The organism is Burkholderia sp. LS-044, assembly GCF_004803625.1.
Taxonomy (GTDB): domain Bacteria; phylum Pseudomonadota; class Gammaproteobacteria; order Burkholderiales; family Burkholderiaceae; genus Burkholderia; species Burkholderia cepacia.
On the sequence record NZ_SSWO01000002.1, the window covers coordinates 606,048 to 628,494 of the forward strand.

17 protein-coding genes are annotated in these 22,447 nt (G+C 68.4%); 5 read left to right on the forward strand and 12 right to left on the reverse strand.

What is annotated here, in order from left to right:
• Positions 1-140: 140 nt before the first annotated feature.
• Genes E9536_RS07935 through E9536_RS07955 form a run of 5 tightly spaced genes read right to left on the reverse strand, consistent with a single transcriptional unit; the run spans position 141 to position 4,058 of the window.
• Positions 141-1,049, reverse strand: a complete 909-nt coding sequence (locus E9536_RS07935; RefSeq protein WP_136469650.1) for an NAD-dependent epimerase/dehydratase family protein — start codon at positions 1,047-1,049, stop codon at positions 141-143.
• 58 nt (positions 1,050-1,107) lie between these two features.
• A complete protein-coding gene (locus tag E9536_RS07940) occupies positions 1,108-1,944 on the reverse strand; it encodes an SDR family NAD(P)-dependent oxidoreductase (protein WP_136469651.1) in 837 nt (278 codons plus the stop codon).
• Positions 1,945-1,981: 37 nt separating this feature from the next.
• The gene (locus tag E9536_RS07945; RefSeq protein WP_027791663.1) at positions 1,982-2,740 is read right to left on the reverse strand and encodes an SDR family oxidoreductase; all 759 of its coding nucleotides are present in this window, start codon (positions 2,738-2,740) and stop codon (positions 1,982-1,984) included.
• A gap of 40 nt (positions 2,741-2,780) precedes the next feature.
• Positions 2,781-3,638 carry an SDR family oxidoreductase gene (locus tag E9536_RS07950; protein ID WP_136469652.1) on the reverse strand — a complete coding sequence of 286 codons (858 nt, stop codon included), beginning with the start codon at positions 3,636-3,638 and terminating at the stop codon, positions 2,781-2,783.
• Positions 3,639-3,641: 3 nt separating this feature from the next.
• Entirely contained in the window at positions 3,642-4,058 is a 417-nt protein-coding gene (locus E9536_RS07955; protein WP_060061709.1) for a nuclear transport factor 2 family protein, read from the reverse strand.
• Between the two features lie 460 nt (positions 4,059-4,518).
• Between E9536_RS07955 and E9536_RS07960 the strand changes: the two genes are divergently transcribed.
• Positions 4,519-4,728: a hypothetical protein gene (locus E9536_RS07960; protein ID WP_027791660.1), complete on the forward strand. Its 210-nt coding sequence runs from the start codon at positions 4,519-4,521 to the stop codon at positions 4,726-4,728.
• A 281-nt stretch (positions 4,729-5,009) separates the two neighbouring features.
• Positions 5,010-6,506 (forward strand): FAD-dependent oxidoreductase, encoded by a 1,497-nt coding sequence (locus E9536_RS07965; RefSeq protein WP_136469653.1) that lies wholly within the window; start codon positions 5,010-5,012, stop codon positions 6,504-6,506.
• A 146-nt stretch (positions 6,507-6,652) separates the two neighbouring features.
• Here the strand turns inward: E9536_RS07965 and E9536_RS07970 are convergent, their stop codons facing one another.
• The gene (locus E9536_RS07970) at positions 6,653-8,311 is read right to left on the reverse strand and encodes an acid phosphatase (RefSeq protein WP_027791658.1); all 1,659 of its coding nucleotides are present in this window, start codon (positions 8,309-8,311) and stop codon (positions 6,653-6,655) included.
• 472 nt (positions 8,312-8,783) lie between these two features.
• On the opposite strand from E9536_RS07970, the gene ftsH reads away from it, so the two are divergent.
• Both ftsH and E9536_RS07985 read left to right on the forward strand, forming a co-directional pair.
• Positions 8,784-10,766, forward strand: coding sequence for an ATP-dependent zinc metalloprotease FtsH (gene ftsH, locus E9536_RS07980; protein WP_124917670.1), 1,983 nt, complete (start codon positions 8,784-8,786; stop codon positions 10,764-10,766).
• A gap of 83 nt (positions 10,767-10,849) precedes the next feature.
• Positions 10,850-11,317, forward strand: coding sequence for an OsmC family protein (locus tag E9536_RS07985; protein ID WP_136469654.1), 468 nt, complete (start codon positions 10,850-10,852; stop codon positions 11,315-11,317).
• A 7-nt stretch (positions 11,318-11,324) separates the two neighbouring features.
• Here the strand turns inward: E9536_RS07985 and otsA are convergent, their stop codons facing one another.
• The 3 genes from otsA to E9536_RS08000 form a co-directional block, all read right to left on the reverse strand.
• Positions 11,325-12,731 (reverse strand): alpha,alpha-trehalose-phosphate synthase (UDP-forming), encoded by a 1,407-nt coding sequence (gene otsA / locus E9536_RS07990; RefSeq protein ID WP_136469655.1) that lies wholly within the window; start codon positions 12,729-12,731, stop codon positions 11,325-11,327.
• 598 nt (positions 12,732-13,329) lie between these two features.
• Positions 13,330-14,949, reverse strand: coding sequence for a methyl-accepting chemotaxis protein (locus tag E9536_RS07995; protein ID WP_136469656.1), 1,620 nt, complete (start codon positions 14,947-14,949; stop codon positions 13,330-13,332).
• Between the two features lie 469 nt (positions 14,950-15,418).
• Complete coding sequence (locus E9536_RS08000; protein WP_247873425.1) at positions 15,419-17,497, reverse strand: TonB-dependent receptor; 2,079 nt, start codon at positions 17,495-17,497, stop codon at positions 15,419-15,421.
• Positions 17,498-17,917: 420 nt separating this feature from the next.
• Here E9536_RS08000 and adhP point away from each other — a divergent pair, with 420 nt between their 5' ends.
• A complete protein-coding gene (gene adhP, locus E9536_RS08005; RefSeq protein WP_059683610.1) occupies positions 17,918-18,946 on the forward strand; it encodes an alcohol dehydrogenase AdhP in 1,029 nt (342 codons plus the stop codon).
• 64 nt (positions 18,947-19,010) lie between these two features.
• On the opposite strand, the gene E9536_RS08010 is transcribed toward adhP, so the two are convergent.
• The 3 genes from E9536_RS08010 to E9536_RS08025 all read right to left on the reverse strand — a co-directional run bounded on the left by E9536_RS08010 (position 19,011) and on the right by E9536_RS08025 (position 22,273).
• Positions 19,011-20,471, reverse strand: a complete 1,461-nt coding sequence (locus tag E9536_RS08010) for a sialidase family protein (protein WP_136469657.1) — start codon at positions 20,469-20,471, stop codon at positions 19,011-19,013.
• A gap of 456 nt (positions 20,472-20,927) precedes the next feature.
• Positions 20,928-21,359, reverse strand: a complete 432-nt coding sequence (locus E9536_RS08020; protein WP_027791650.1) for a MarR family transcriptional regulator — start codon at positions 21,357-21,359, stop codon at positions 20,928-20,930.
• On the reverse strand, positions 21,356-22,273 hold the full coding sequence (locus E9536_RS08025) for an alpha/beta hydrolase (protein ID WP_136469658.1): 918 nt from the start codon (positions 22,271-22,273) through the stop codon (positions 21,356-21,358). The genes E9536_RS08020 and E9536_RS08025 overlap by 4 nt, the downstream gene beginning before the upstream one ends.
• Between the last annotated feature and the right edge of the window lie 174 nt (positions 22,274-22,447).

Below are 22,447 nucleotides of genomic sequence, written 5' to 3' on the forward strand. Positions count from 1 at the left end.
ACCGCAGAGTCGCGCGTCCGGATTCGCACTTCACGACTCCGGACGTGCAGTACCCACTGGCCGAGGTGTCCGACTCGATAACGAAGATTGATCTGTTTATGGGCGCCTGACGATAGGCATCGACGCTTCGATCTCGTCGCCTACCGCGCGCGGCAATGCGCAACGACTTCATCGACCGCACGCTGCACATCGCCGCGCCGGTAGCGCAGCAGCGCGCTGTCGGCGGGATCGGGCTCGTACGACACGACGTTGCCGCGCCCCGTGTAGATCGCGATGTCGGGCAACAGCGGATGCTCCTGGTCGAGCGACGGGACGTCCCGCGGATTGCCCGCCGCGCGGAAGAAGGCCGCGAAGTAATCGGCGAAGCTGAGGTTCTCGTCGCCGACGAGGTAGGCCTTGCCTGCTTCGCCGCGCTGCAGCGCGCCCCAGATCGCTTCCGACAGCGATTGCGTCGAGATGAAGTTGCTGCCGCCGGCCGGCCCGAACACGGGCAGCCCCGCGAACTGGCCTTGCGCATAGCCCGTGTAGGCAGCGAACATCTCGTTGCGCAGCCCCGGCACTGACCCGACGACGAACGGCGCGTTGACGCTGCAGACGGCGAACGACCGCGTCGCGAGCGCGCGGACACGTTCGTCGGCGAGATGGCGCGAGCGCACGTACGGCACCGTGTCGACGAGCGCCGGCGCGACCTGCGGATAGAAGCTGCCGACCAGCACCGCGCGCTGCACGCCCGCGTCGCGCGCGAGCGCGAAAAAGCGCGGCACCGCATCGACGTTCGCGCGCTCCCAGTGCGCGGCTTCGTCCGTGCCGGGCGGCAGGTGGCGAATGTCGTTGCCGGCCGCGAACACCACCGCGTCGAACGGCGCGAGATCGTCGCGCGTGAAGTTGCCGGCCACGTAATCGCGCAGCAGCACGTCGAACTGCGCGAGCGCGCTGCCGGGGGCGGGGGGCTTGCGTGCGGCGAGCGTGACGGGGTTGCCCTGCGCGTGCAGGTGCAGCGCGGCATGGCCGCCGATGAGGCCGGTGCCGCCGACGATCAGGATCTTCATGGTGTCTCCGGTAGCGGCGCGTCCGCGCCGTGTGAAATGAACAGGCGGGCGGTGCCGCTCAGAAATTGAAGCCGTTGCCCGTGACGACGGGCATGTTGGTCCAGAAGCCGTTCGGGTCGCGATACCAGCCGGCCGCCGCGAGCGCGCCGCCGTCGACATGCAGCGTCGTGCCGGTGACCCACGCGGCGAGCGGGCTCGCGAGGAACAGCGCGGCCCCCGCGATATCGCCGGCCGTGCCGAAGCGCCCGAGCGGGATCCAGCGCGGGATGTGCCCGCGATGCTCGGCCGCGACCATCGCGCTGACGGGCACCTGCGGCGTCTCGGTGGTTTCGGGGGCGATCTGGTTCACGCGAATGCCGGCCGGCCCGAGTTCGAGCGCGAGGCTTTTCGTGAAGCCGGTCAGCGCGGCCTTGAACGACGCGTACACGGTGCAGTTCGGAATGGCGCGAAAGCCTTCGATCGACGACACGCCGACGATGCAGCCGCCCGCGCCGCGCTTGCGCAGCAACGGCAGCATCGCGCGCGTGACGACGAACACCTGGCGCAGGTTCGCGTCGAACAGCCGCGCGATGTCGTCGTCGGTGCAGTCGTCGAACGGTTTCGCGATCTGCAGGAAGTCGCCCACATTGTTGACGAGCACGTCGAGGCCGCCGAAGCGCGCGTCGACGGTTCGTGCGAATGCATCGACCTGGTCGCGACGCGTGACGTCCACGGTGCCGACGAGCGCGTCGACGCCCGCCGCCTCGAGCGCCTGGCGCACGTCCTGCGCGCGGGCCGGGTCGATCTCGGCGACCGCGACGCGTGCGCCGGCCGCGCCGAACGCTTCCGCACACGCACGGCCGATGCCCGCGCCACCGCCGGTGACCAGCACGGTCTTGCCGTTGAATGAAATCATCGATGAACTCCTTTGAACGGGAGGGCAGCGCGTCGCGTCACAGCGACGACACCAGTTGCGCGTTGTCGATCCGCAGCTCCGCACCGTTCACGAAACGCGATTCGTCGGACGCGAGGAACAGCACGAGATTCGCGACGTCCCGCGGGTCGCACATGCGTGCCATCGGATCGCTGCCGATGCCGAGCGCGGCCGGATCGAGATCGGGCATCAGCGCCTGCGTCATCGGCGTCCAGATCCCGTCCGGATGGATCGAGTTGCAGCGGATGCGGTAACCGCTGCGCTTGCAATGCACGGCGACGCTGCGCGCGAGCGCCGTCACCGCGCCTTTCGACCCGGTGTATGCGCACATCATCGGCAGCCCGCCGAGCGCGGCGACCGACGACATCATCACGATCGAGCCCGGCGTGTCGTTGCCCTTCATCGCGCCGATCGCATATTTGCAGCCGAGGAAATAGCCGTCGGCGTTGGTGCGCATCACGCGCCGCCACGTGTCGAGGCTCGTGTCCTCGATCGAGCCGACCGGACAGATCGCCGCGTTGTTGACGAGCACGTCGAGGCGGCCGAAGCGGTCGAGCGTCGATGCGATCGCCTGTCGCCAGCCGTCCTCGTCGGCGATGTCGTGGCGGACGAACAGTGCGGCGTCGCCGATCTCGCGTGCGAGCGCGCGGCCTGCGTCCTCGTCGATGTCGGTCAGCACGACACGCGCGCCTTCGGCGGCGAGCAGCAGCGCATCCGCGCGGCCGACGCCGCTTGCCGCACCGGTGACCAGCGCGACCTTGTTTGCGACTCGATTCATGGTCGGTCGTATTCCCTTGACGTTGAAAGAAGGCGGGCGCTCATGCGGCGCCCGGTGCGCGGCCGGCCCTGATCGCGTCGAGCGCGGCCGTGCCGTAGATCTGCGCGATCGTGTCGTCGACGCGCGGGTTGGTGCGCAGTTCGTGGCCGCCGTCGACCGCGAAGCTCTGGCCGGTCACCCAGCCCGACTCGGGGCCCGCGAGATAGCGCACCGCATGCGCGATCGCTTCCGGTTCGCCGAGCGTGCCGAGCGGGATCTGCTCGAGAAAGCTATCGACGAGCGCGCGGTTGTCGAACATCGGCGCCGTTGCTTCGGAGCGCGTGAGGCCCGGGCGCACCGCATTCACGCGGATCTTCGCGCCGGCCAGTTCCTCGGCCGCGCCGCGCACGAGCGCTTCGAGCGCAGCCTTCGCGGTGCAGTACGCGGACAGCCAGCGGAAATTGATCCGCGCGGCCGTCGACGAGATGCAGACGATCGCGCCGCCGCCGCTGTCGGCGAGCCGCGGCGCGGCGTGACGGATCGCGGCGAATGCGCTGTGCAGGTTCAGGTCGATTTCGGCGCGGAAGGTGTCGGCGTCGTGCAGCAGCAGCGGCCGGAAACCCGCACCGCCAACCGTCGGCACGACGATGTCGAGGCGACGGTCGAGCGCCCACGCGCAGTCGAGCGCGGCCTGCAGGTCGCCTTCGTCGCAGGCATCGCCCGCGTGGATCGCGACGCGGCTGCCGGGCACCGCGTCGGTCAGTTGCCGTTGCGTGCGTTCGAGCGCGTCGCGGCGGCGGCCCATCAGCACGACGGCCGCGCCGTCGGCGACGAGCGCGTGCGCGCAGGCCGCGCCGATGCCGCCTGCGCCGCCCGTGACGAGTGCGGTGCGGCCGTCGAGAGGAGCAGCGGTGCGCATCGTTCAGCCCTCCAGCGGCAGGTCTTGCGACCAGTCGACGTGCAGCGTGCGCGCGGCGAAACGCCACGTGCCGCCGTCGAACACGCAGCGGTCGCGATAGCGCAGCCCCCAGTCGAGCTTGCGCTTCACGCCGTCGCGCACGTAGACGTGGCAGGCAACGCCATAGGTCTCGACGTCGGCCTCGCCGCCGTCGAGCGTCACGAGCTGGTTGTGCACGTGATGCTGGGTCGCTTCGTAGCGCTCGATCACGCGCATGCCCGTCACGATCGCGTCGCGGTCGTCGAAGCGGAAGCCGGGGCCGGCGAGCTGCGCATCGGGCGTGAAGAGGACGGTGAGTCGCGGCCAGTCGCGCCGGTCGACGGCTTGCGCGTAGCGGCACGCCAGTTCGTACAGCGCGTGGCGGGGATTCGAATCGGTCATGCAGTGCTCCCGTGGAAGAACGGAAAGAGTCGGCCGCGCCGCGAGTGCGGACGCGGCGGCATTGCGACGTCGAGGCGAAGGTTCGCATCGGACCGATGGCGACTCATCATCCATACGGAGCAGGGCGAGGGTCGGGGAAAACACCGGGGCCGGGCGCCGCGTGCCGCACGATCGCGCAAGGTTGGTGCGGCGCAGCGACCGGCGTGCGACAGGCGTCTGACGATTGGCGCGGCCGGCCGCGACAGGCGCGCAACGCGCCGCGTCTCCTCCGCGTGTGCGAAGCCATCGCGCACGATGCTGCGATGCGACACGCCGGGCGCCCGCCGCTCAGCGTTTGCCCCTAGTCGAAATGGACGATGGCCGGCGGCCGGGCGCTGGCTACCGTGCAGTCATCCGGTGCCGCATGCGATGCACGCCGGACACGAACCGCACCAGCGGACAACCGGAGGGGACGACGATCATGAGACTGACGACTCGCAAGCTGTGCGTACTGGCGATGGGCACGTTCGCTGCCATGGCGATGGCGCGATACGGCGCCGATCAGGTTCCGTCGCCGCCGTATGCGGCCGGCATCCTGCAATGCCGCTCGGTCGACGCGAACGGGCTGCCGGCCGGCTGCGTGCCGATCGATCCGTCGCACTTCGGTTTCGCCGCGCTGCGCGGCATGTAACGTCGGCGCGGCTGCGCGCCGCGCAGGCCGGAAGCCGTGGCGGCGCGATGGCGTACCGACGCCGTTCGCCGCGACCACGTCGGAATGATCGCGCGGGCCGATCCGTTTGACGCGCATCGCGGCTTCAACCGGGCGCGGGACGCGTGCGTCGCGCACACGCACCGTCGCATGCCCGTCCCGGCATCGCGGCGACGTCGGCAACGGGCCGCCTGTCCGGCCCTCGCCGCATCCGCCGCTTTCCATCGCTTCCCTCAGGTTTCCTACACGCTGACCCATTCCTCATGTCATCCGACTATTCCCTGACTCGCCCCCTGAACATTCGCGACGTGCATCGCTGGGATGCCGAACACGATGTCGTGATTGTCGGCTTCGGCGCGGCCGGCGCCTGTGCGGCGATCGAAGCCGCGCGCGCCGGCGCCGACACGCTGATCGTCGAGCGCGCATCGAGCTACGGCGGCACGAGCGCGCTGTCGGGCGGCGAGATCTACCTCGGCGGCAGCGGCGGCACGCCCGCACAGCGGCAGGCCGGTTTTACCGACGACACCGAGGATCTGTACCGCTACCTGATGCTGGCCGGCGGGCGCGACGCCGACGAGGCGAAGATGCGGCTCTACGCGAACGAAAGCCTGGCGCACCACGACTGGCTCGTCGCGCAGGGCCTCACGTACAAGAACACGTTCATTGCCGAGCGGATCGTCGAACCGGAGACCGACGATTGCCTGATCTGGTCGGGCAGCGAGGAAGCCTGGCCGTTCAGCGAGGCCGCGAAGCCGTGCCCGCGCGGGCACACGCCGCAATGGGCGGGCTGGGGCGGCGGGCAGATGCTGATGCGGGTGCTGGCCGAACGCGTGGCGGCGCTCGGCGTCGCCACGCGTTACGACACGCGCGCGCTCGCCTTGATCGTCGACGACGACGGCGCGGTGCGCGGCGTCGTGCTGCGCGCGTATGGCGAGACGGCATGCGTGCGTGCGCGTCGCGCGGTGATCCTGTGCGCGGGCGGTTTCGCGATGAATCGCGACATGGTGCGCCGGCATGCGCCGCAGTTCCTGCGCTCGGATGAACCGATCGGCAGCCCCGGCGACGACGGCTCGGGCATCCTGCTCGGCCAGAGCGCGGGCGGCGCGGCGATCCACATGGACCAGGGCTTCGTCAGCCTGCCGTTCTACGCACCCGAATCGCTGATCCGGGGAATCTTCGTGAACGCGCGCGGCCAGCGCTTCATCAACGAGGACGGTTATCACGGCCGCACGGGCCATCACGCGTTCCACCAGGCCGGCGACCGCATCTACCTGCTCGTCGACCAGGCGACGTACCGCGAGCCGCCCGCGATTGCGCGGATCGGCATCGCGGCGGCCGGCGAAACGTGGGAGGAAGTCGAACGCGACCTGCGGATGCCGGCCGGCACGCTGACGGCGACTGTCGACGTCTACAACCGCCATGCTGCCGAAGGCGCCGATCCGCTGTTCCACAAGGCGGAGAAATGGCTGCAGCCGCTGATCGAGCCGCCGTTCGTCGCGCTCGATTGCCGGATCGACTACGCGTTCTATCCGCACTTCACGCTCGGCGGCCTCGACACGCTGCCGACCGGGCAGGTGGTCGACGCGGCGCGCGCGCCGGTGCCGGGGCTCTATGCGGCCGGCCGCACGACCTGCGGGCTGCCGCGCTGGGGCGCCGGGTACAGCTCGGGGCTGTCGCTGGCCGACGCGACGTTTTTCGGCCGGCAGGCTGGGCGTCACGCCGCGCAGGCGGGGTGCGACGCGCTGCGCAACGCCGCGTAGCGTTGGCTGGGTGGAAATGAACGACGCCCCGGGCAATCGTATTGCCCGGGGCGTCGTCGTTTCGGGCACCGAAGTGCCCAAGTGCTTGAGCGGCCCAGCGGCTCAGCCGCTAAGCGGCCAACCAGGCCAACCAGACCAACCCGCCGTCAGCCGAGGTCGAGCGCGTTCGTGAGATCGCCCGGCGGCGTCGCGCCGCGCGCGGCGAACGCCTTGTTGCGCGCGACCACGCCGTCGAGCGGCGCGAGCCCGTGCACGCGGCTGATGAAGCGCAGGATCGAGTTCGTGTCGTACAGCGTGTGATCGACGAAACCCTTCTTCGCGAACGGCGAGATCACGAGCGCCGGAATCCGCGAACCGGGGCCCCAGCGGTCGCCCACCGGCGGCGCGACGTGATCCCACCAGCCGCCATTCTCGTCGTGCGTCATCACGATCACGGTGTTGTCCCATTGCGGCCCGCGCCGGATATGGTCGATCACCGTCGCGATGTGACGGTCGCCCGATTCGATGTCCGCGTAGCCCGCATGCATGTTCAGGTTGCCCTGCGGCTTGTAGAACGTGACGGCCGGCAGGCGGCCCGCGTCGATGTCGGCGATGAAGTGGTTGGTCGACGGCTCGTCGCCGAGCCCGGCGTCGCGCAGGTGCTTGCTGCGCGCGTCGGTGCCGGGCGCGTAGTTCGCGAAATAGTTGAACGGCTGGTGGTGGTACTGGAAATCGGGCACGGCGCCCGTGTCGCGATGCTCGAGCGCGTACTGCCACGCGCCGCTGTACCACGCCCAGTCGATGTTCTTTTCCGACAGGCGGTCGCCGATCGTCGCATAGCCCTGCGGCGGCATCACGCGATGGTCGGCCGGGTCCGCATACGCGGCGTTGCCCGGGTCCGGCGGCGGCACGTAGCTCGGCTGGTACGGCGGCGCCATCGTGTTCACACCGTAGCCGTCCGGCGTCAGCGGGCCGTCGCCCGCGAACTTCGGCGGGCCGTCGAGCGCGGACGCGGGCGAATCGTCGGCGAGCTTCAGGCGCGTGCCGGCCGGATCGTCGCCTTCGACCTTCGACAGCAGTTTCGCCGCATGCGGATGCTTGTGCGCGTCCGGATACAGCGGCGGCTGCGCGGAGATCAGGAACATGTGGTTCATCCACGAACCGCCGAAGGCCGCCATGAAGAAGTTGTCGCACAGCGTGTACTGCCGCGCGAGGTTCCACAGCCGCAGCGTGTCGGCCGAATTGCGGTAATGGCCCATCACGAGGCCGCCCGAATCGGCCCACGCGGCGAACTGGTCGTTGCGGCCGCCCGCGATCTGCATCTGGTTCTGGTAGAAGCGGTGCCACAGGTCGCGCGTGATCACGCCGTTCGGCAGCGGCTTGCCCTGCGCGTCCGCGATCCGGAACGGCGCATTCGGCAGCTTGTCGATGTCGCGCTCGGCGATCGCGTAGCGCTTGCCGTCCACTTCCTGCGCCTGCGGCACGAGCCCGCCCCAGATCTTCGGCAGCACGGGCAACGGCGTCTTGCCGTCGCGATCGAGCTGCTGCGCGTGCTCGGGCCGCACCTCGCTCAGCGGATGGCTTACGCCCGGGAAATCGCCGTACAGGTTCGCGAAACTGCGGTTTTCCGCATAGATCACGACGATGTGCCGCACGCGCTGGCGCAACGCCTCGTCGACGCGCAGGTCGGCGGCGGAACGCGGCGCGCCGGTGGTTTCGCAGCCGCTGAGCGCGACACCCGCACCGAGCGCGGCAAGGCCGCCGAGCACGCGGCGGCGGTCGGGATCGGCGGGAAGGTCGTCGGGGCGATCGGGGGTGTCGTTCACGTCGTGGGTTCCTCGAATGGGCGGGTGGACGGGGCGTGATGCACGGCGGTGCCGCACAGGCTGCCGTGCCGCAGGATGGAAGGCAACGGCCCGTGTGGGGTATCGGCGCGTGCGATGCGTTTGTCACAAAAGTGTCACGAACGCGACTATAACGCGGCAACGGGGGCGGATGAAAGGTGTTTGTCGGACGATTCCCGTCGCGCCGCGGGCAATGCGCGACGCACTCGCGCGAACTAGACTTGATTCAGGGGCGGCGCGTCGCGGCGTGCCGCCCGGGCGAGGATTGCCCGGCGATGCCGGCCGACGGCGTTGTCGCGGCATCGTTGATGCGCAGGAGCGAGGCGAGATGGCACGCATGTATACCGCTGCCGCATGGCCGCCGATGCCGCGCGCGGGCTGCGCGCGTAGCCACGCACGTCCGCCGTGCCGCGGCAGCGCAGCGTAGCGCCGCGCGCACGTCCGGCCGGATGCCATGGACAGGAAATTCGACTACCCGGGATTGCTGATCGCCGCGGGCTTCTTCGTGCTGTTCGCCGCGCAGTTGCTGATGCTGCGTCCGTCGTCGGCGTCGATCGCGTACAGCGATTTCCACCGGCTCGTCGCCGCACGGCTCGTCGACGATCTCGAAGTCAGCCCCGCATCGATCTCGGGCACGCTGAAGATGCCGCAGGCCGGCGCGATGCTGCCGGCGTCCGACGCCTCGGCCGTGCAGCAGGCCGGTGCGCCGTGGCGGTTCACGACCAACCGCGTGAGCGACGAACACCTGACCGACACGCTGACCGCGGCCGGCATCCGCTATCACGGCGCGCCCGACACGAGCTGGATGGCATCGCTTGCCTCGTGGCTGCTGCCGCTCGTGCTGTTCGTGTTCATCTGGAACATGATGCTGCGCAAGCGCGGCGGGCTGCAGGATTTCACCGGGATGGGCAAGAGCCGCGCGCGCGTGTACGTGCAGCAGGAAACCGGCATCACGTTCGACGATATCGCGGGCATCGACGAAGCCAAGGCCGAGCTGCAGCAGCTCGTCGCGTTCCTGCGCAACCCCGACCGCTACCAGCGGCTCGGCGGCAAGATTCCGAAGGGCGTGCTCGTCGTCGGCGCGCCGGGCACCGGCAAGACGCTGCTCGCGCGCGCGGTGGCCGGCGAGGCGGCCGTGCCGTTCTTCTCGATCAGCGGCTCGGCGTTCGTCGAGATGTTCGTCGGCGTCGGCGCGGCGCGCGTGCGCGACCTGTTCGAGCAGGCGCAGCAGAAGGCGCCGTGCATCGTGTTCGTCGACGAGCTCGACGCGCTCGGCAAGGTGCGCGGCGTCGGCCCGATGTCGGGCAACGACGAGCGCGAGCAGACGCTCAACCAGTTGCTCGTCGAGATGGACGGCTTCCAGGCGGGCTCCGGCGTGATCATCATGGCCGCGACGAACCGGCCGGAGATCCTCGATCCCGCGCTGCTGCGGCCGGGCCGCTTCGATCGCCACATCGCGATCGACCGGCCCGACGTGAACGGCCGCCGGCAGATTCTCGGCGTGCATGTGAAGCGCGTGAAGCTCGCGGCCGACGTCGATCTCGGCGAGCTGGCGTCGCGCACGCCGGGCTTCGTCGGTGCCGATCTCGCGAACGTCGTCAACGAGGCCGCGCTGCATGCGGCCGAACTCGGCAAGCCGGCGATCGGCATGGCCGACTTCGACGAGGCGATCGATCGCGCGCTGACGGGCCTCGAACGCAAGAGCCGCGTGATGAACGCGCAGGAGAAGCTGACCATCGCGTATCACGAGGCCGGCCATGCGCTCGTCGCGGAAAGCCGCGCGCATTGCGATCCGGTGAAGAAGGTGTCGATCATTCCGCGCGGCGTGGCGGCGCTCGGCTATACGCAGCAGGTGCCGACGGAGGATCGCTACGTGTTGCGCAGGAGCGAACTGCTCGACCGGATCGATGCCTTGCTCGGCGGGCGCGTTGCGGAGGAACTCGTGTTCGGCGATGTGTCGACGGGCGCGCAGAACGATCTCGAACGCGCGACCGCGATGGCGCGCCACATGGTCATGCAGTACGGGATGAGCGAGAAGATCGGGCTCGCGACGTTCGACGACGGCGATGTGCGCCAGGGCATGCCCGGCGCATGGCATGCGGGCGACGGGCGCTGCAGCGAGCACACCGCGCGGATGATCGACGACGAGGTGCGCACGCTGCTCGCCGACGCGCATGCGCGGGTCGCGATGACGCTCGGCGAACGCCGCGATGCGCTCGAACGCATCGCGCGACGGCTGCTGCAATCCGAGGTGCTCGAGCGCGAAGCGCTGCAGGCGCTGATCGACGGGCGCGTTGAGCCGGCCTCCGCGACGCAGGCTGCACCGGCACCGGACGACGAAGCCGGCGCACGCGGCGGCGCGATCGAAACGGAGCACGCGTCCGCGGTCGAGCGCGATTTCGTCGCATACGGGCCGCCACGCGAGCCCGAGCGCTGAAGGTGCCGCGAACCTGCGGGCGGCACGCATCGATGCGACTGCGTGCCGGCATTCCTTTCCCAGTTGATCTGCGCGGAGTCGCCATGAGCGAGGCGCACATATCGGTCGATGTCGCGCAGCAGGCGCGCTTCTGTTTCGAAGTGGTGTTTGCCGGCACGACGCTGTCGCCGGTCCTCACCGACGAACCGCCGCCGCTCGGCGAAGGACGCGGGCCGAACCCGATCCGGTTGCTGGCCGCGGCGGTCGCGACCTGTCTCGCGGCGAGCCTGCTGTTCGCGCTGGAAAAGCAGCATGTCGATCCGCAGCCGATTGCCGCACGCATCGATGTCGACATGGTGCAGAACGAAGCGGGCAGGGTGCGCGTGGGCGCGATGTCGGTACGGCTGTCGATCGGCAGGACGTGGGCCGATCTCGCGGCGGCGACGCGCGTGCTCGATCAGTTCGATGCGTATTGCGTGCTGACGGAGAGCCTGCGAGAAGGCATCCCGGTGTCGGTCGACCTGTGCGATGCGAGCGGCACGGTGCTCGGATACGCGGCGACGGACGCGTGAGCGCGCGTCAGGGTTCGGTCGCGGCCGCGACTTCGGCCGCTTCGGCGAGCGCGTCGAGAAAGCGCGTGCGCCACCAGTGCACGTCGCTCTTGCGCAAGATCGCCATCAGCGCCGCATGACGCTGGCGGCGCTCCTCGAGCGGCATCGCGAGCGCACGCTGGATCGCCTGCGCGGTGCCTTGCGTGTCGTACGGATTGACGAGCAGCGCCGACTTCAGCTGCTCGGCCGCGCCGGCAAAACGCGACAGCACGAGCACGCCCGGATCGGCCGCGTCCTGCGCGGCGAGAAATTCTTTCGCGACGAGGTTCATCCCGTCGCGCAGCGGCGTGACGAGCGCGACGCGGCTCGCGCGATAAAGGCCCGGCAAGCGCTTGCGCGCGACGGTGCGGTGAATGTAGCGCATCGGCATCCATTCGAGTTCGCCGTAGTCGCCGTTGATCGCGCCGCACAGGCTGTCCATCTCGCGCCGCAGGTCGTCGTACGCGCCGAGATTCTCGCGGCTCGGCGCGGCGATCTGGATCAGCGTCGCGCGGTCGCGGTTCTCCGGATACTGTTCGAGCAACTCGCGGAACGCATGCACGCGCTGCGGCAGGCCTTTCGTGTAATCGAGCCGGTCGACGCCGACGAGCAACTGGCGCCGCGAATATTCGTCGCGCATCCGCTCGAACATGTCGAGGCCGTCGCGGTCGCGCGCGAGCGCCTCGAACTCGTCGACGTTGATGCCGATCGGGAACGCGCCCGCCGACAGCGTGCGGCCGAATGCACGCAGCCGGCCGTCCGGCAGCCGCGCGGCGCCGGCTTCCGCTTCGACGTAATGCTCGAAGTGGAGCAGATCCGACTCGGTCTGGAAGCCGACGAGATCGTATGCGAACAGCGAGCGCATCAGCCATTCGTGTTCCGGGATCGCGGCCATGATCGGCGGCGGCGGCATCGGGATGTGCAGGAAGAAACCGATCGGATTCGTACAGCCCATCGCGCGCAGCTCGGCGGCGAGCGGAATCAGCTGGTAGTCGTGGACCCAGATGGTGTCGTCGGGACGCAGCAGCGTGCGCAGCTTGCGCGCGAACAACTGGTTCACGCGCCGGTAGCCGTCGGCGAAGCGGCGGTCGAACTGCGCGAGATCGAGCCGGTAGTGAAACACCGGCCACAGCACGTTGTTCGAATAACCGAGGTAGTAGGCGTCGTAGTCCTGCGGGTCGAGATCGATCGTCGCGAGCTGGATGCCGCCGACGTTCTGGATCTGCACGTCGTCGCCATGCGCGGGCTGGTCGTCGCTGCCGCGCAGCCTTCCGCTCCAGCCGAACCAGACGCCGCCGGATTCCTGCAGGCTGTCTTTCACGGCAACGGCGAGCCCGCCGGCCGCGGTTTTACGGGGATCTGCAATGCGATTGGATACGACGACGAGTCGGCTCACCAGCTCTCCTGACGATTGTTGGGGGAAGGTTCGTGCGGCCGTGGCGCGAGAAGCGGACGCCGCCATCGGCACGCGGTGTGCGAAGCGATGGGGCCGCAATACGATCGGACGGGAGTCAGGGCACGCGATTCGCCGTCCGAACGCGGAGTGCTTTTTTAAGCATACTCGTCATTCGTTCGTTTTAAAAGTCTGCGTCGGCGAGCGATGCGCGGGCGAACGCTGCGTTATCTCCATGTCGCCGGTGTGGCAACGCGCGATACATGGCCGGGATCGAAACTTGCGCAACGCTGCAAACGCGGCGTGCGCGATGGCATGCGGAGGACGGGCATCGCGCGCGATCGTCCGTGACGATGCGCATTGCCGGACACGCGCACGATGCCGCGCCGGTCGGTAGAAACGACCGGCGACGACGCGGCTACGCCGACGGGCGAGCTACACGCACGCGTGCCGCGAATCGGAGAGGAGACGCGCGACGGCGCGCGTGCGAACGGTTCGAGCCGGACGGCGACGATGCACAGCGCATCGCGCGGTATGCGCAAGCGTGACGCAGGCGAACCGGCGAAACCGCGTGCGCATCGTCGTCTCCTTGCGGTATCCGTTACGCGGCGGCCGGTTGCCAGTGATGCGCGGCGGGTTCCTGCGCGTGCGCGCCCGACGACGTCACGTGCGTGCCGGACGGCATCCGGAACGCGGCGACCGTTTCGGACAGCTCGCGACCTTGCGCCTCGAGCGACTTCGATGCGGCCGCGGCCTGCTCGACGAGCGCCGCGTTTTGCTGGGTCGTCTCGTCCATCTGCGTGATCGTCAGGTTCACCTGGTCGATGCCGCGGCTCTGCTCGGCCGACGCGGCCGCGATCTCGCCCATGATGTCGGTCACGCGCGCGACAGCCTGCGTGACGTCCGACATCGTCTTGCCGGCTTCGCCGGCGAGCGCCGAGCCGTCGCGGATCGTCTGTACCGACGCGTTGATCAGTTCCTTGATCTCCTTTGCCGCCGTCGACGAGCGTTGCGCGAGACTGCGCACCTCGCTCGCCACGACCGCGAAGCCGCGGCCCTGTTCGCCCGCCCGAGCCGCTTCGACGGCCGCATTCAGCGCGAGGATGTTGGTCTGGAACGCGATGCCTTCGATGATGCCCGTGATGTCGGCGATCTTCGACGAGCTATGGCCGATTTCCGTCATCGTGTCGACCACGCGGCCGACCACCGAGCTGCCGCGATGCGCGACATCCGACGCATTCGCGGCGAGCGCGCTCGCCTGTTGCGCGTTCTCGGCATTCAGTCGCACCGTCGACGTGAATTCCTCCATCGTCGCGGCGGTTTCCTGCAGCGACGCGGCCTGTTCCTCGGTGCGCTGGCTCAGGTCGAGGTTGCCCGACGCGATCTCGCTCACGGCATGCGCGATGCTGTTCGACGAATCGCGCACACGGCCGACGATGCCGATCAACCGCTCGTTCATCGTCCGCAGCGCTTCGAGCAGGTCGCGGGTCTCGTCGTTGCCGCTGACGTGGATGCGGCTGCCGAGATCGCCGTTCGCGACCGTGCGCGCGACGTCCACGGCCGAGCCGATCGGCACCGTGATCTTGCGTGTCAGCCACAGGCCGCCGCAGGCCGCGACCGCGACCGCGATCAGGCAGATGCCGGCCAACAGGTTGCGCTCCATCGCATAGCGATCCGCGAATTGCTGGGCGATCGCGAGTTCGCGTTCATGCGTATAGCTCGCGTAGGCATCGGTCGCGCGCACGAGCTGCGCGAGCAGCGGGCGGCAGTTGTCGTCGATGTCGGCGGTCGCCTCTTCTTTCTTGCCGGCTTGCGCGAGCCCGACGATACGCAGCGCGACGGGCCCGTAGCTGGATTCGATGCGGGCGATGTTGCCCACCAGTTCGCGCGCGCGATCGGAGGTGTCGGTCGCGTTCGCCATCATCTCCTTGAGCTTCGCGAGATGCTCCTGCACGTCCTTGTGCGCCTGGTTCACCTCGGCCAGTTCGAGCTCGAGATCGGACGGTCTGGTCACGAGCACGATGTTGCGCGCCGCGATCGCGCGCCGGTCGACCGCGGTTCGGATTTGCGCGGACTGGTTCGCCCGCGCGTTGATGCCGTTCATGTAGCGGGAAAACTCGGCGTTCGTATCGGAGAGTGCCTTGAGTGCCACGCCCGACACGATCACGACGACCGCGGCGAGCAGGCCGAAGCCGCCAAGGAGTTTTGTCTTGATGCTCATTCTGGCGATATTCACGTTGTGCCCCTGCGCGTGTGGTTGGCAAATTGAATTTATTGTTCGACCAGATACGGGCTCGTGCCGGCATTAACGGGTATACCGAATGATTCTTTACCCTTCGAAAACCCTGATATTAGTTTTTTTAGCGCTGGAATCCTTTTCGGGCGGGTTTGATGGAACCCGATCAGAAAGAGTCGAGGCGCCCGTGATTCAAAGGTTTATACGTGAAATTTGAAACCGGTTTTATGGGGCGAGGCAAAAGAGATCTTTTTGCTAATAATCGTCTGATGAATTTGTTTTTATTTATGGGTGAATAAAGTGGAATTCCCTTGCGCCCTGATTGGGGAGGGAACCGGTGCGCGTCGTCGGTATGTGTCGCGCGATGGGCGGTAATGTCCGGAAAGCGGAAATTCGTGGCGGAGCGGGGGCGCCGCAAAGCGGCCCGCGGCGGGCGCCGCGGGCCGTGAGAGGGTCAGAACGTGGTGCGCAACCCGGCCATCACGCTGCGGCCGCCTTCCGGCGCGAGGCCGCGCACGACCGAGGTCGAGTAGCGGATTTCCTGGTTCGTCAGGTTGTCGCCGCGCAGGTACGCGAGCCAGTGGGTCGCACCGACGCGGAACTTGTAGGTCAGCATCACGCCGAGCGACGTGTAGCCGTCCGTCGAAAAGTCGTTGTCGGGCACGCGATGCTGCGACCACGCATGCGTGACCTGCGCGCGCGCACCGAACGGGCCGTAGCCGTAGTCGGCCGCGAGCGTCGCGCGCAGCGGCGCGATGCGCGGCAGCGGCTGGCCCGTATCGACGTTGCGTGCGTGCGTGTAGTCGGCCGTCAGCTCCAGGTCGACCGTATGGCCGCGCCGCGCGAAGGCGCGCCACTTGCCGTCCAGCTCGATGCCGTAGAACTCGGCGCGCACGCCACGGTAGATCGCCTCGTTGAGCGAGCCGTCGGTACCGGGCGCGACCGGTTCGCCGTCGTCGTCCACGACGCGACCCGTGTTGTACTCGGTCAGGTAGTTCGAGAAGCGGTTGTAGAACACGCCGACGCTGCCGCGATTCGGCCCGCTCGCGTAGCGCAGCGACAGGTCGGTCGACACGGCCTTTTCCTTCGACGCGTTCGGGTTGCCGATCAGGAACTGGCCGGTCGCATCGTGCGGGCCGTTCGAATACAGCTCGTAGAAGGTCGGCGCGCGTTCGGTGTATGCGACGTTGGCCGCCACCGACCACACGGGCGTCAGCGAGAACAGCGCGCCGGCCGAGACACTGCCGGCATTGAAGTCGCGCGGCTGCGCTCCCGCGAATTTCTCGACGCCGGCCGGATCGGGATCGACCTTCACGTGCTCGAAGCGCCCGCCGAGGCTCAGCTTGAGCGCCGGGACGACCTGCCATTCCTCGAGGCCGAACAGTGCGACGCTGTTCGTGCGCGTGGACGGCACGAGCAATTCGTCACCGAGCGCGGAGAACGTGTTCTGGCCGAACTGCACGCCGATCGCGCCTTCGAACGGGCCGATCCTGCGATGCCGCGCCTCGATGCGCGCCTCGTAGCCGCGGTTGCGGAAGGTGGTGGCCGTCTCGCCGTTGTCGACTTCCTTGTGGCGATAGTCGGTGTACGCGAAGTCGAATTTCAGCTTCGTGAACGGCCCGCTCAGGTTGCGTATCTCGGAGGCGAGCGCGAGCCGTTCCTGGCGCATCCGCAGGCGCACGTCGTCCTCGGCGACGGAGCCGTAGTTCGACTCGTAGCCGCTGTACGACAGGCCCGCGAAACCGTCGGCCCACGTGTACGACGCGCCGACCGCGCCGCCATGCACGCGGCCGTCGCTGTTCGGCACGTTGCCGTACGGTTGCGGCGTGTCGGGGCCGTCGATCGCGCGTTGCTGGCTGCTGCGCGCATAGCCGGGAATCCGCAGCTTGCTCGTTTCGCGGTCGAACGCGTCGACATGGAACGCGAAGTGGCCGTTGCCGCCTTCGACCTGCGCGGCGCCCGCGCGTACCGAATTGGCGCCGCCGTAGCGCGCGTCGAGCGCGCCCGTCACGCCTTCGATCGCCTCGCGCGGAATCCGGTTGTCGATCGTGTTGACGACGCCGCCCACAGCATTGCCGCCGTACAGCAGCGCGGCCGGCCCGCGCACGATTTCGACGCGCTCGATCGACAGCGGATCCTGCGGCACCGCATGGTCGTATGACAGCGACGACGCGTCGTAGGCCGCGACGCCGTTCTGCAGCAGCCGGATCCGGTCGCCGTCCATCCCGCGGATGATCGGGCGGCCGACCATCGGCCCGTAGGTGGTGGTCGATACGCCGGGCAACCCGTTCAGCGTCTCGCCGAGCGAATCGGCCTGGCGGCGCGTCAGCGCGTCGCCGGACAGTTGCGCGGTCGGCGAGATCAGGTCGGTGTCGCCGAGCGGGTTCGCGGTCACGAAGATCGGCGCGAGCGCAGTGGTTTGCGTCGGTGCAGACGAGGCGGGCGTATCGGCCTGCGCGTGCGCGACGGCGGCGAACAGCATCAGCGAGACGGGCGAGAGCGGGCGAAGCGGTAGACGAGGGAGGTCGCGCATGGTCGGTGAATCAATTGGAATGGGTTGGAATCCGATCGGAAGGCGAGCCATGCGGGTCACGGCTGGATACGATATATTGTTGCGTCTGCGGCGCGCAGTGACCCGTCTGGATATGACTCGGCGTAACCCGGCCACCGGGATGAAACGGCTTCAGGTGGGCGAGAACGCAAAATGATATGTTATATCATTTCAAATTCCAAGCAAAACGGCGGCCGGCCACAGGGTTTCCGACAAACGGCTGAAATGGCTGCGAAAGCAGAGGCGGGCCGTCGACCCGGCGGCGCAGCGGCGGCTTGCGCGAGACGTCCCGCCGTGAATTCGCCACCGGCGCGCACGATTCCTGCCCCGTTGACGCGTATCAATGCGTTCCGGGTTCGAGCCCGGATACTGGTGCGCTCATCGACCAGACAGGAGCGACGCATGACTCAAACCATGAAAGCGGCCGTGGTGCACGCGTTCGGCGAGCCGTTGCGCATCGAGGAAGTGCCGATCCCGACGCCGGGCCCCGGCCAGATCCTCGTCAACATCAAGGCGTCGGGCGTCTGCCATACCGACCTGCACGCAGCCGACGGCGACTGGCCCGTGAAGCCGTCGCTGCCGTTCATTCCCGGACACGAAGGCGTGGGCGTCGTCGCGGCGGTCGGCGCGGGCGTCACGCACGTGCGCGAGGGCGACCGCGTCGGCGTGCCCTGGCTCTACACGGCATGCGGCCACTGCGAGTACTGTCACACCGGCTGGGAAACCCTCTGCCACGGGCAGCAGAACACCGGCTATTCGGTCAACGGCAGCTATGCGGAATACGTGCTGGCCGATCCCGATTATGTCGGCCATCTGCCGGCGCAGGTCGCGTTCGACGAGATCGCGCCGATCCTGTGCGCGGGCGTCACGGTCTACAAGGGCATTCGCGTCACCGATACGCGTCCGGGCCAGTGGCTCGCGATCTCCGGCATCGGCGGGCTCGGCCACGTGGCCGTGCAATACGCGCGCGCGATGGGCCTGCACGTCGCGGCCGTCGACATCTCGCCCGACAAGCTCGCACTCGCGCGCGAGCTGGGCGCGCAGCTGACGATCGATGCGTCGATCGACGATCCCGCGAAAGTGATCCAGAAGGAAATCGGCGGCGCGCACGGCGTGCTCGTCACGGCCGTGTCGCGCAGTGCGTTCGCGCAGGCGCTCGGGATGGTGCGGCGCGGCGGTACGGTGGCGCTCAACGGTTTGCCGCCGGGCGATTTCCCGCTGCCGATCTTCTCGAGCGTGCTGAACGGCATCACGGTGCGCGGGTCGATCGTCGGCACGCGGCGCGACCTGCAGGAGTCGCTCGATTTCGCGGCGGACGGGCTGGTGCGCGCGCATATCCATCGCGACCGGCTCGGCAACATCAACGACATATTCGCGCGGCTGCGCGAAGGGAAAGTCGACGGTCGCATCGTGCTCACCGACATGCACTGACGCGCATTCGGGCCCGCTGCCGCGACGCGACGGACGTCGCGGCAGCGCTGCGCTCACGCGTGCATCACGGCGCGAAGAACACGTCGGTGCGGTTCGTCAGGTTGCCCGCGCTGGTCTGCACGAAGAACGGGTGGAACGACGATGACGGCATCACGTCGAGCCCCTGGTAGTCGCCGATGAAGAAGCCTTCCGCGTTCGGCGCGAGCTTCATGTCGAACGGGCCGCCGACGCGCCGCTCGTCGGCGAACGTCGTGCCGCCGTCATGCGAGATCTTGCGCCAGAAACCGGTCGGCAGCGTCGTCGTGTTGCCGGCCTGCAGGTCGCGGAAGTCGTAGTAGGTGACCATCACGGCGCCCGTGTTGTCGACGCGCACCGACGGATTGAACGCGGGGCGCCCGGTCGGCGTGTTCAACTGCTGCGGCGTGCTCCACGTCGCGCCGCCGTCCTTCGACGTCGATACGGCGATCTCGTCGTACGTGCCGCCGTTGAAGCGGCTGTCCTGCCACACCACGTAAAGCTGCCCCGAGGCCGGATCGATCGCGGGTTCCGGAATGATGTCGCCGGTGCGCACGGGCTCGCCGGTGTTCGGATCGGTGACGCCGACCGTCTGCAGCCCCGCGATCACCTGCGGCTTCGTCCACGTCGCGCCGTCGTCGGTCGACTTGATGAACGCGACCTTGCCGGCTGCCTTGCTGAACGGCGGCTGGATCAGGTCGAAGAAGTCGTAGAGCGTGCCGCTTTTCGGATCGACGACGATCTGGTTGCCGATCGTCTGCTGACGCGACGGTACGTTGACGATCACCTTCGGGGCGCTCCACGTCTTGCCGCCGTCGACCGTCTTCGAGAACAGCGTCGGCCCGCGGAACGCCTGCGTATGCAGGTTCGCGTACGGGTTGCCGTTCGGCAATTCGAGGCGGTCCCATACCGCGTAGGCCGTGCCGGCCTTCACGGGGTTCGCCGTCACCGATTCCTTGTCGTTGAAGAACTGCGTCGTCGGTTCGTCGTTCGCGATCAGCACGGCCGGGCTGCTCCAGGTCTGCCCGCCGTCGGTCGACACCGACGCGGCCACCGCGTTGGCATTGTTCGACTGGTTGAAGGAGATCGATACCGAATACGCGGTACCGTCCGGCCCGAACGATACCCACGGATCGGACGCGCGCTCGTACTTCAGCCCGCCCGGCGCGCATGCGCTGAACGGCTGCGGCGTGCGGGCCCAGGTCGCGCCCGCGTCGAACGTGTAGCCGGCGACGAGCCCGTGGGCGCCGCCGTTCGACCAGCGGTCCTGCTGCCACACGCCGATCATGTTCATCGGGTTCGCCGGGTTGACCGACAGCCACGGTTCGACCTCGGCGTTCACGTAGTTCGTGCCGGGGCCGCCGATGGTGCAGGCGGCAAACGGGCTCGGGCCGGACACGACCACGGGGTCGGCATGCGCGGCCGCGGCGGCGGCCATTGCCACGGCCGTCGCGGCGGACAGGCGGGTGAGGCCGGTGATAAGCGAGTGGGATACGGTCGAACGTCGCATGGACTGCTCCTCGTTGACGTGCGGCGGCGATGGCGCGGAGCGGCACGTCGCGTACCGGTACGCGGCGGCAACGGATGCCGTGCCGCGCGTCGGATCGTGTCGTTCAGGAAGCCGTTTCGGTCATCGCAATCCGCGTGTGCTGGATGCCGCCAGCACGTCGGTCAAGACACCTCTTGGTTTTCATTGCTTGTCGGGTGCGTCCAGGGAGGCGGACGCGACGGGAAGGCCAGTCCGTGCATACGGCGAATGCGTCGAAGTGGATTGAATGTAGGCGATCGGTATGCGGCGCGGGAGGCAATTTTTTGTAACAGTACGTAGCCGGAAAGCGTTGCCGAAACAGCGCTTCCGGGACGCAAGATTTTCCGCCGGAAAGTTCGGAAACCGAATCGAAAGCACGAATCGGAATCGCTATCGATTACGCGGATTCGTGCCGATGCGGTGCGCGGTCGGCGCGGTTCAGCGTTCGGCAGGAAAGCGATCCTGCAACGCATGCAGCCAGCGCGCGACGACGTCGAGTTCGGCGTCGGAAAACCCGTCGCACAGCTTGCCGTTCAGCTCGCGCAGCAGCACGCGCGCGCGCTTGAGCGCCGCTTGGCCGTCGTCGGTCAGGTACAGCCGCGTTGCGCGGCCGTCGTCCGAATCGGCGTGACGCGTGATGAGGCCGGCCTTTGCCATGCGGTCGGCGAGGCCCGTCATCGCGGACGGCGCGAGCTGCAGCGCGGCGCCGACTTCGCCGATCAGCGCGCCGTCCTGCTTCGCGAGACAGAACAGTGCACCGGCCTGCGCGGCGCTCGCGCGCGTCTCGGTTTCGGCCTTGCGGTCGATCCAGCGCTGCACGCGCCGCTGGCCGATGTTCAACATGAAAAACAGTCGTCGGTCTTCGCTCAAGCTGGGTTCCCGGCTGCAATGGAAAGGGAGGGACGGCCCGCGGTGCGTGGTGCGTCGAGTGCCCGCGCGAGCCAGTCGGCCACGTCGGGCCACAGCACGGTGCCGGTCCGACTGCGAAAGAAGCCCATGTGCCCGACCGGGCCGCTGCCCGCCGCGCGCGGATCGATCTGGCAGCGTTCGACCTGCGCGCGGGTCAGATAGCTTACCAGCAGGCCGATCGCGGCCGGGTTCGCCCACGGATCGTCGTCGAAGCCGAGCGCGAGAATCGGCAACCGTTGCTTCGCGAAGCGCTCGGCCGCGCCGAGCGTCGGATCGTCGAAGAAATAATGCGGCAGCGTCGTCCAGCGGCTCCATTCGCGGAACACGCCGGCCGGCATGTCTTCGCCGAGCCCGAGCCGCTTGCCGGGCACGTAGCCGAGCAGCGCCGACATCAGCGGGCCGAGCACACGCAGGATCAGCCGCACCTTCAGGCGCTCGACCGCCTGCGTGATCAGTCGCGTGCTGCCCGCATGCGCGGCGACGAGCACGGCCGCGCGCAGGTGCGGCGTGGCGGCGGACAGGCCGATCGCGTGCCCGCCGACGCTGTGCCCGACCGCCAGCAGCGGCACCCCTTCATACGCCTGCCGTGCCCATGCGGTCGCGGCACCCACGTCGAGCTCCATCCAGTCGCGCATGCGGGCCCGCAGCGCACCCAGGCGCGCGGGCCGCGATGCACCGATGCCGCGATAGTTGTAGGTGAGCGCCGCGAAACCGCGCTCGGTCAGGAAACGTGCGAAGGCCGCATACAGCCGCTCCGGCACGGCCGTCGCCGGATGGATCAGCACCAGCGCGCGCGGCGCCGCGTCCGGCGACCACAGCGTGCCGTGCAACGCGTAGCCGTCGGCGGCGGAAAACTCGATGGGTTGGGAGGTCATGGCCGTCCTCGTTCCGGATGGTTATTTCGTATGCGAAATATAGTTCGGGATTTATTTCGCGCACGAAATATCTGTCGAGGATTCATTCGAACCGGGTTCCCGGACGGGCGGCGGGCGGCATCCGGCGATACCGGTCACGTCATAAAACATTTGCATCTTTGCATAGAAGAATAT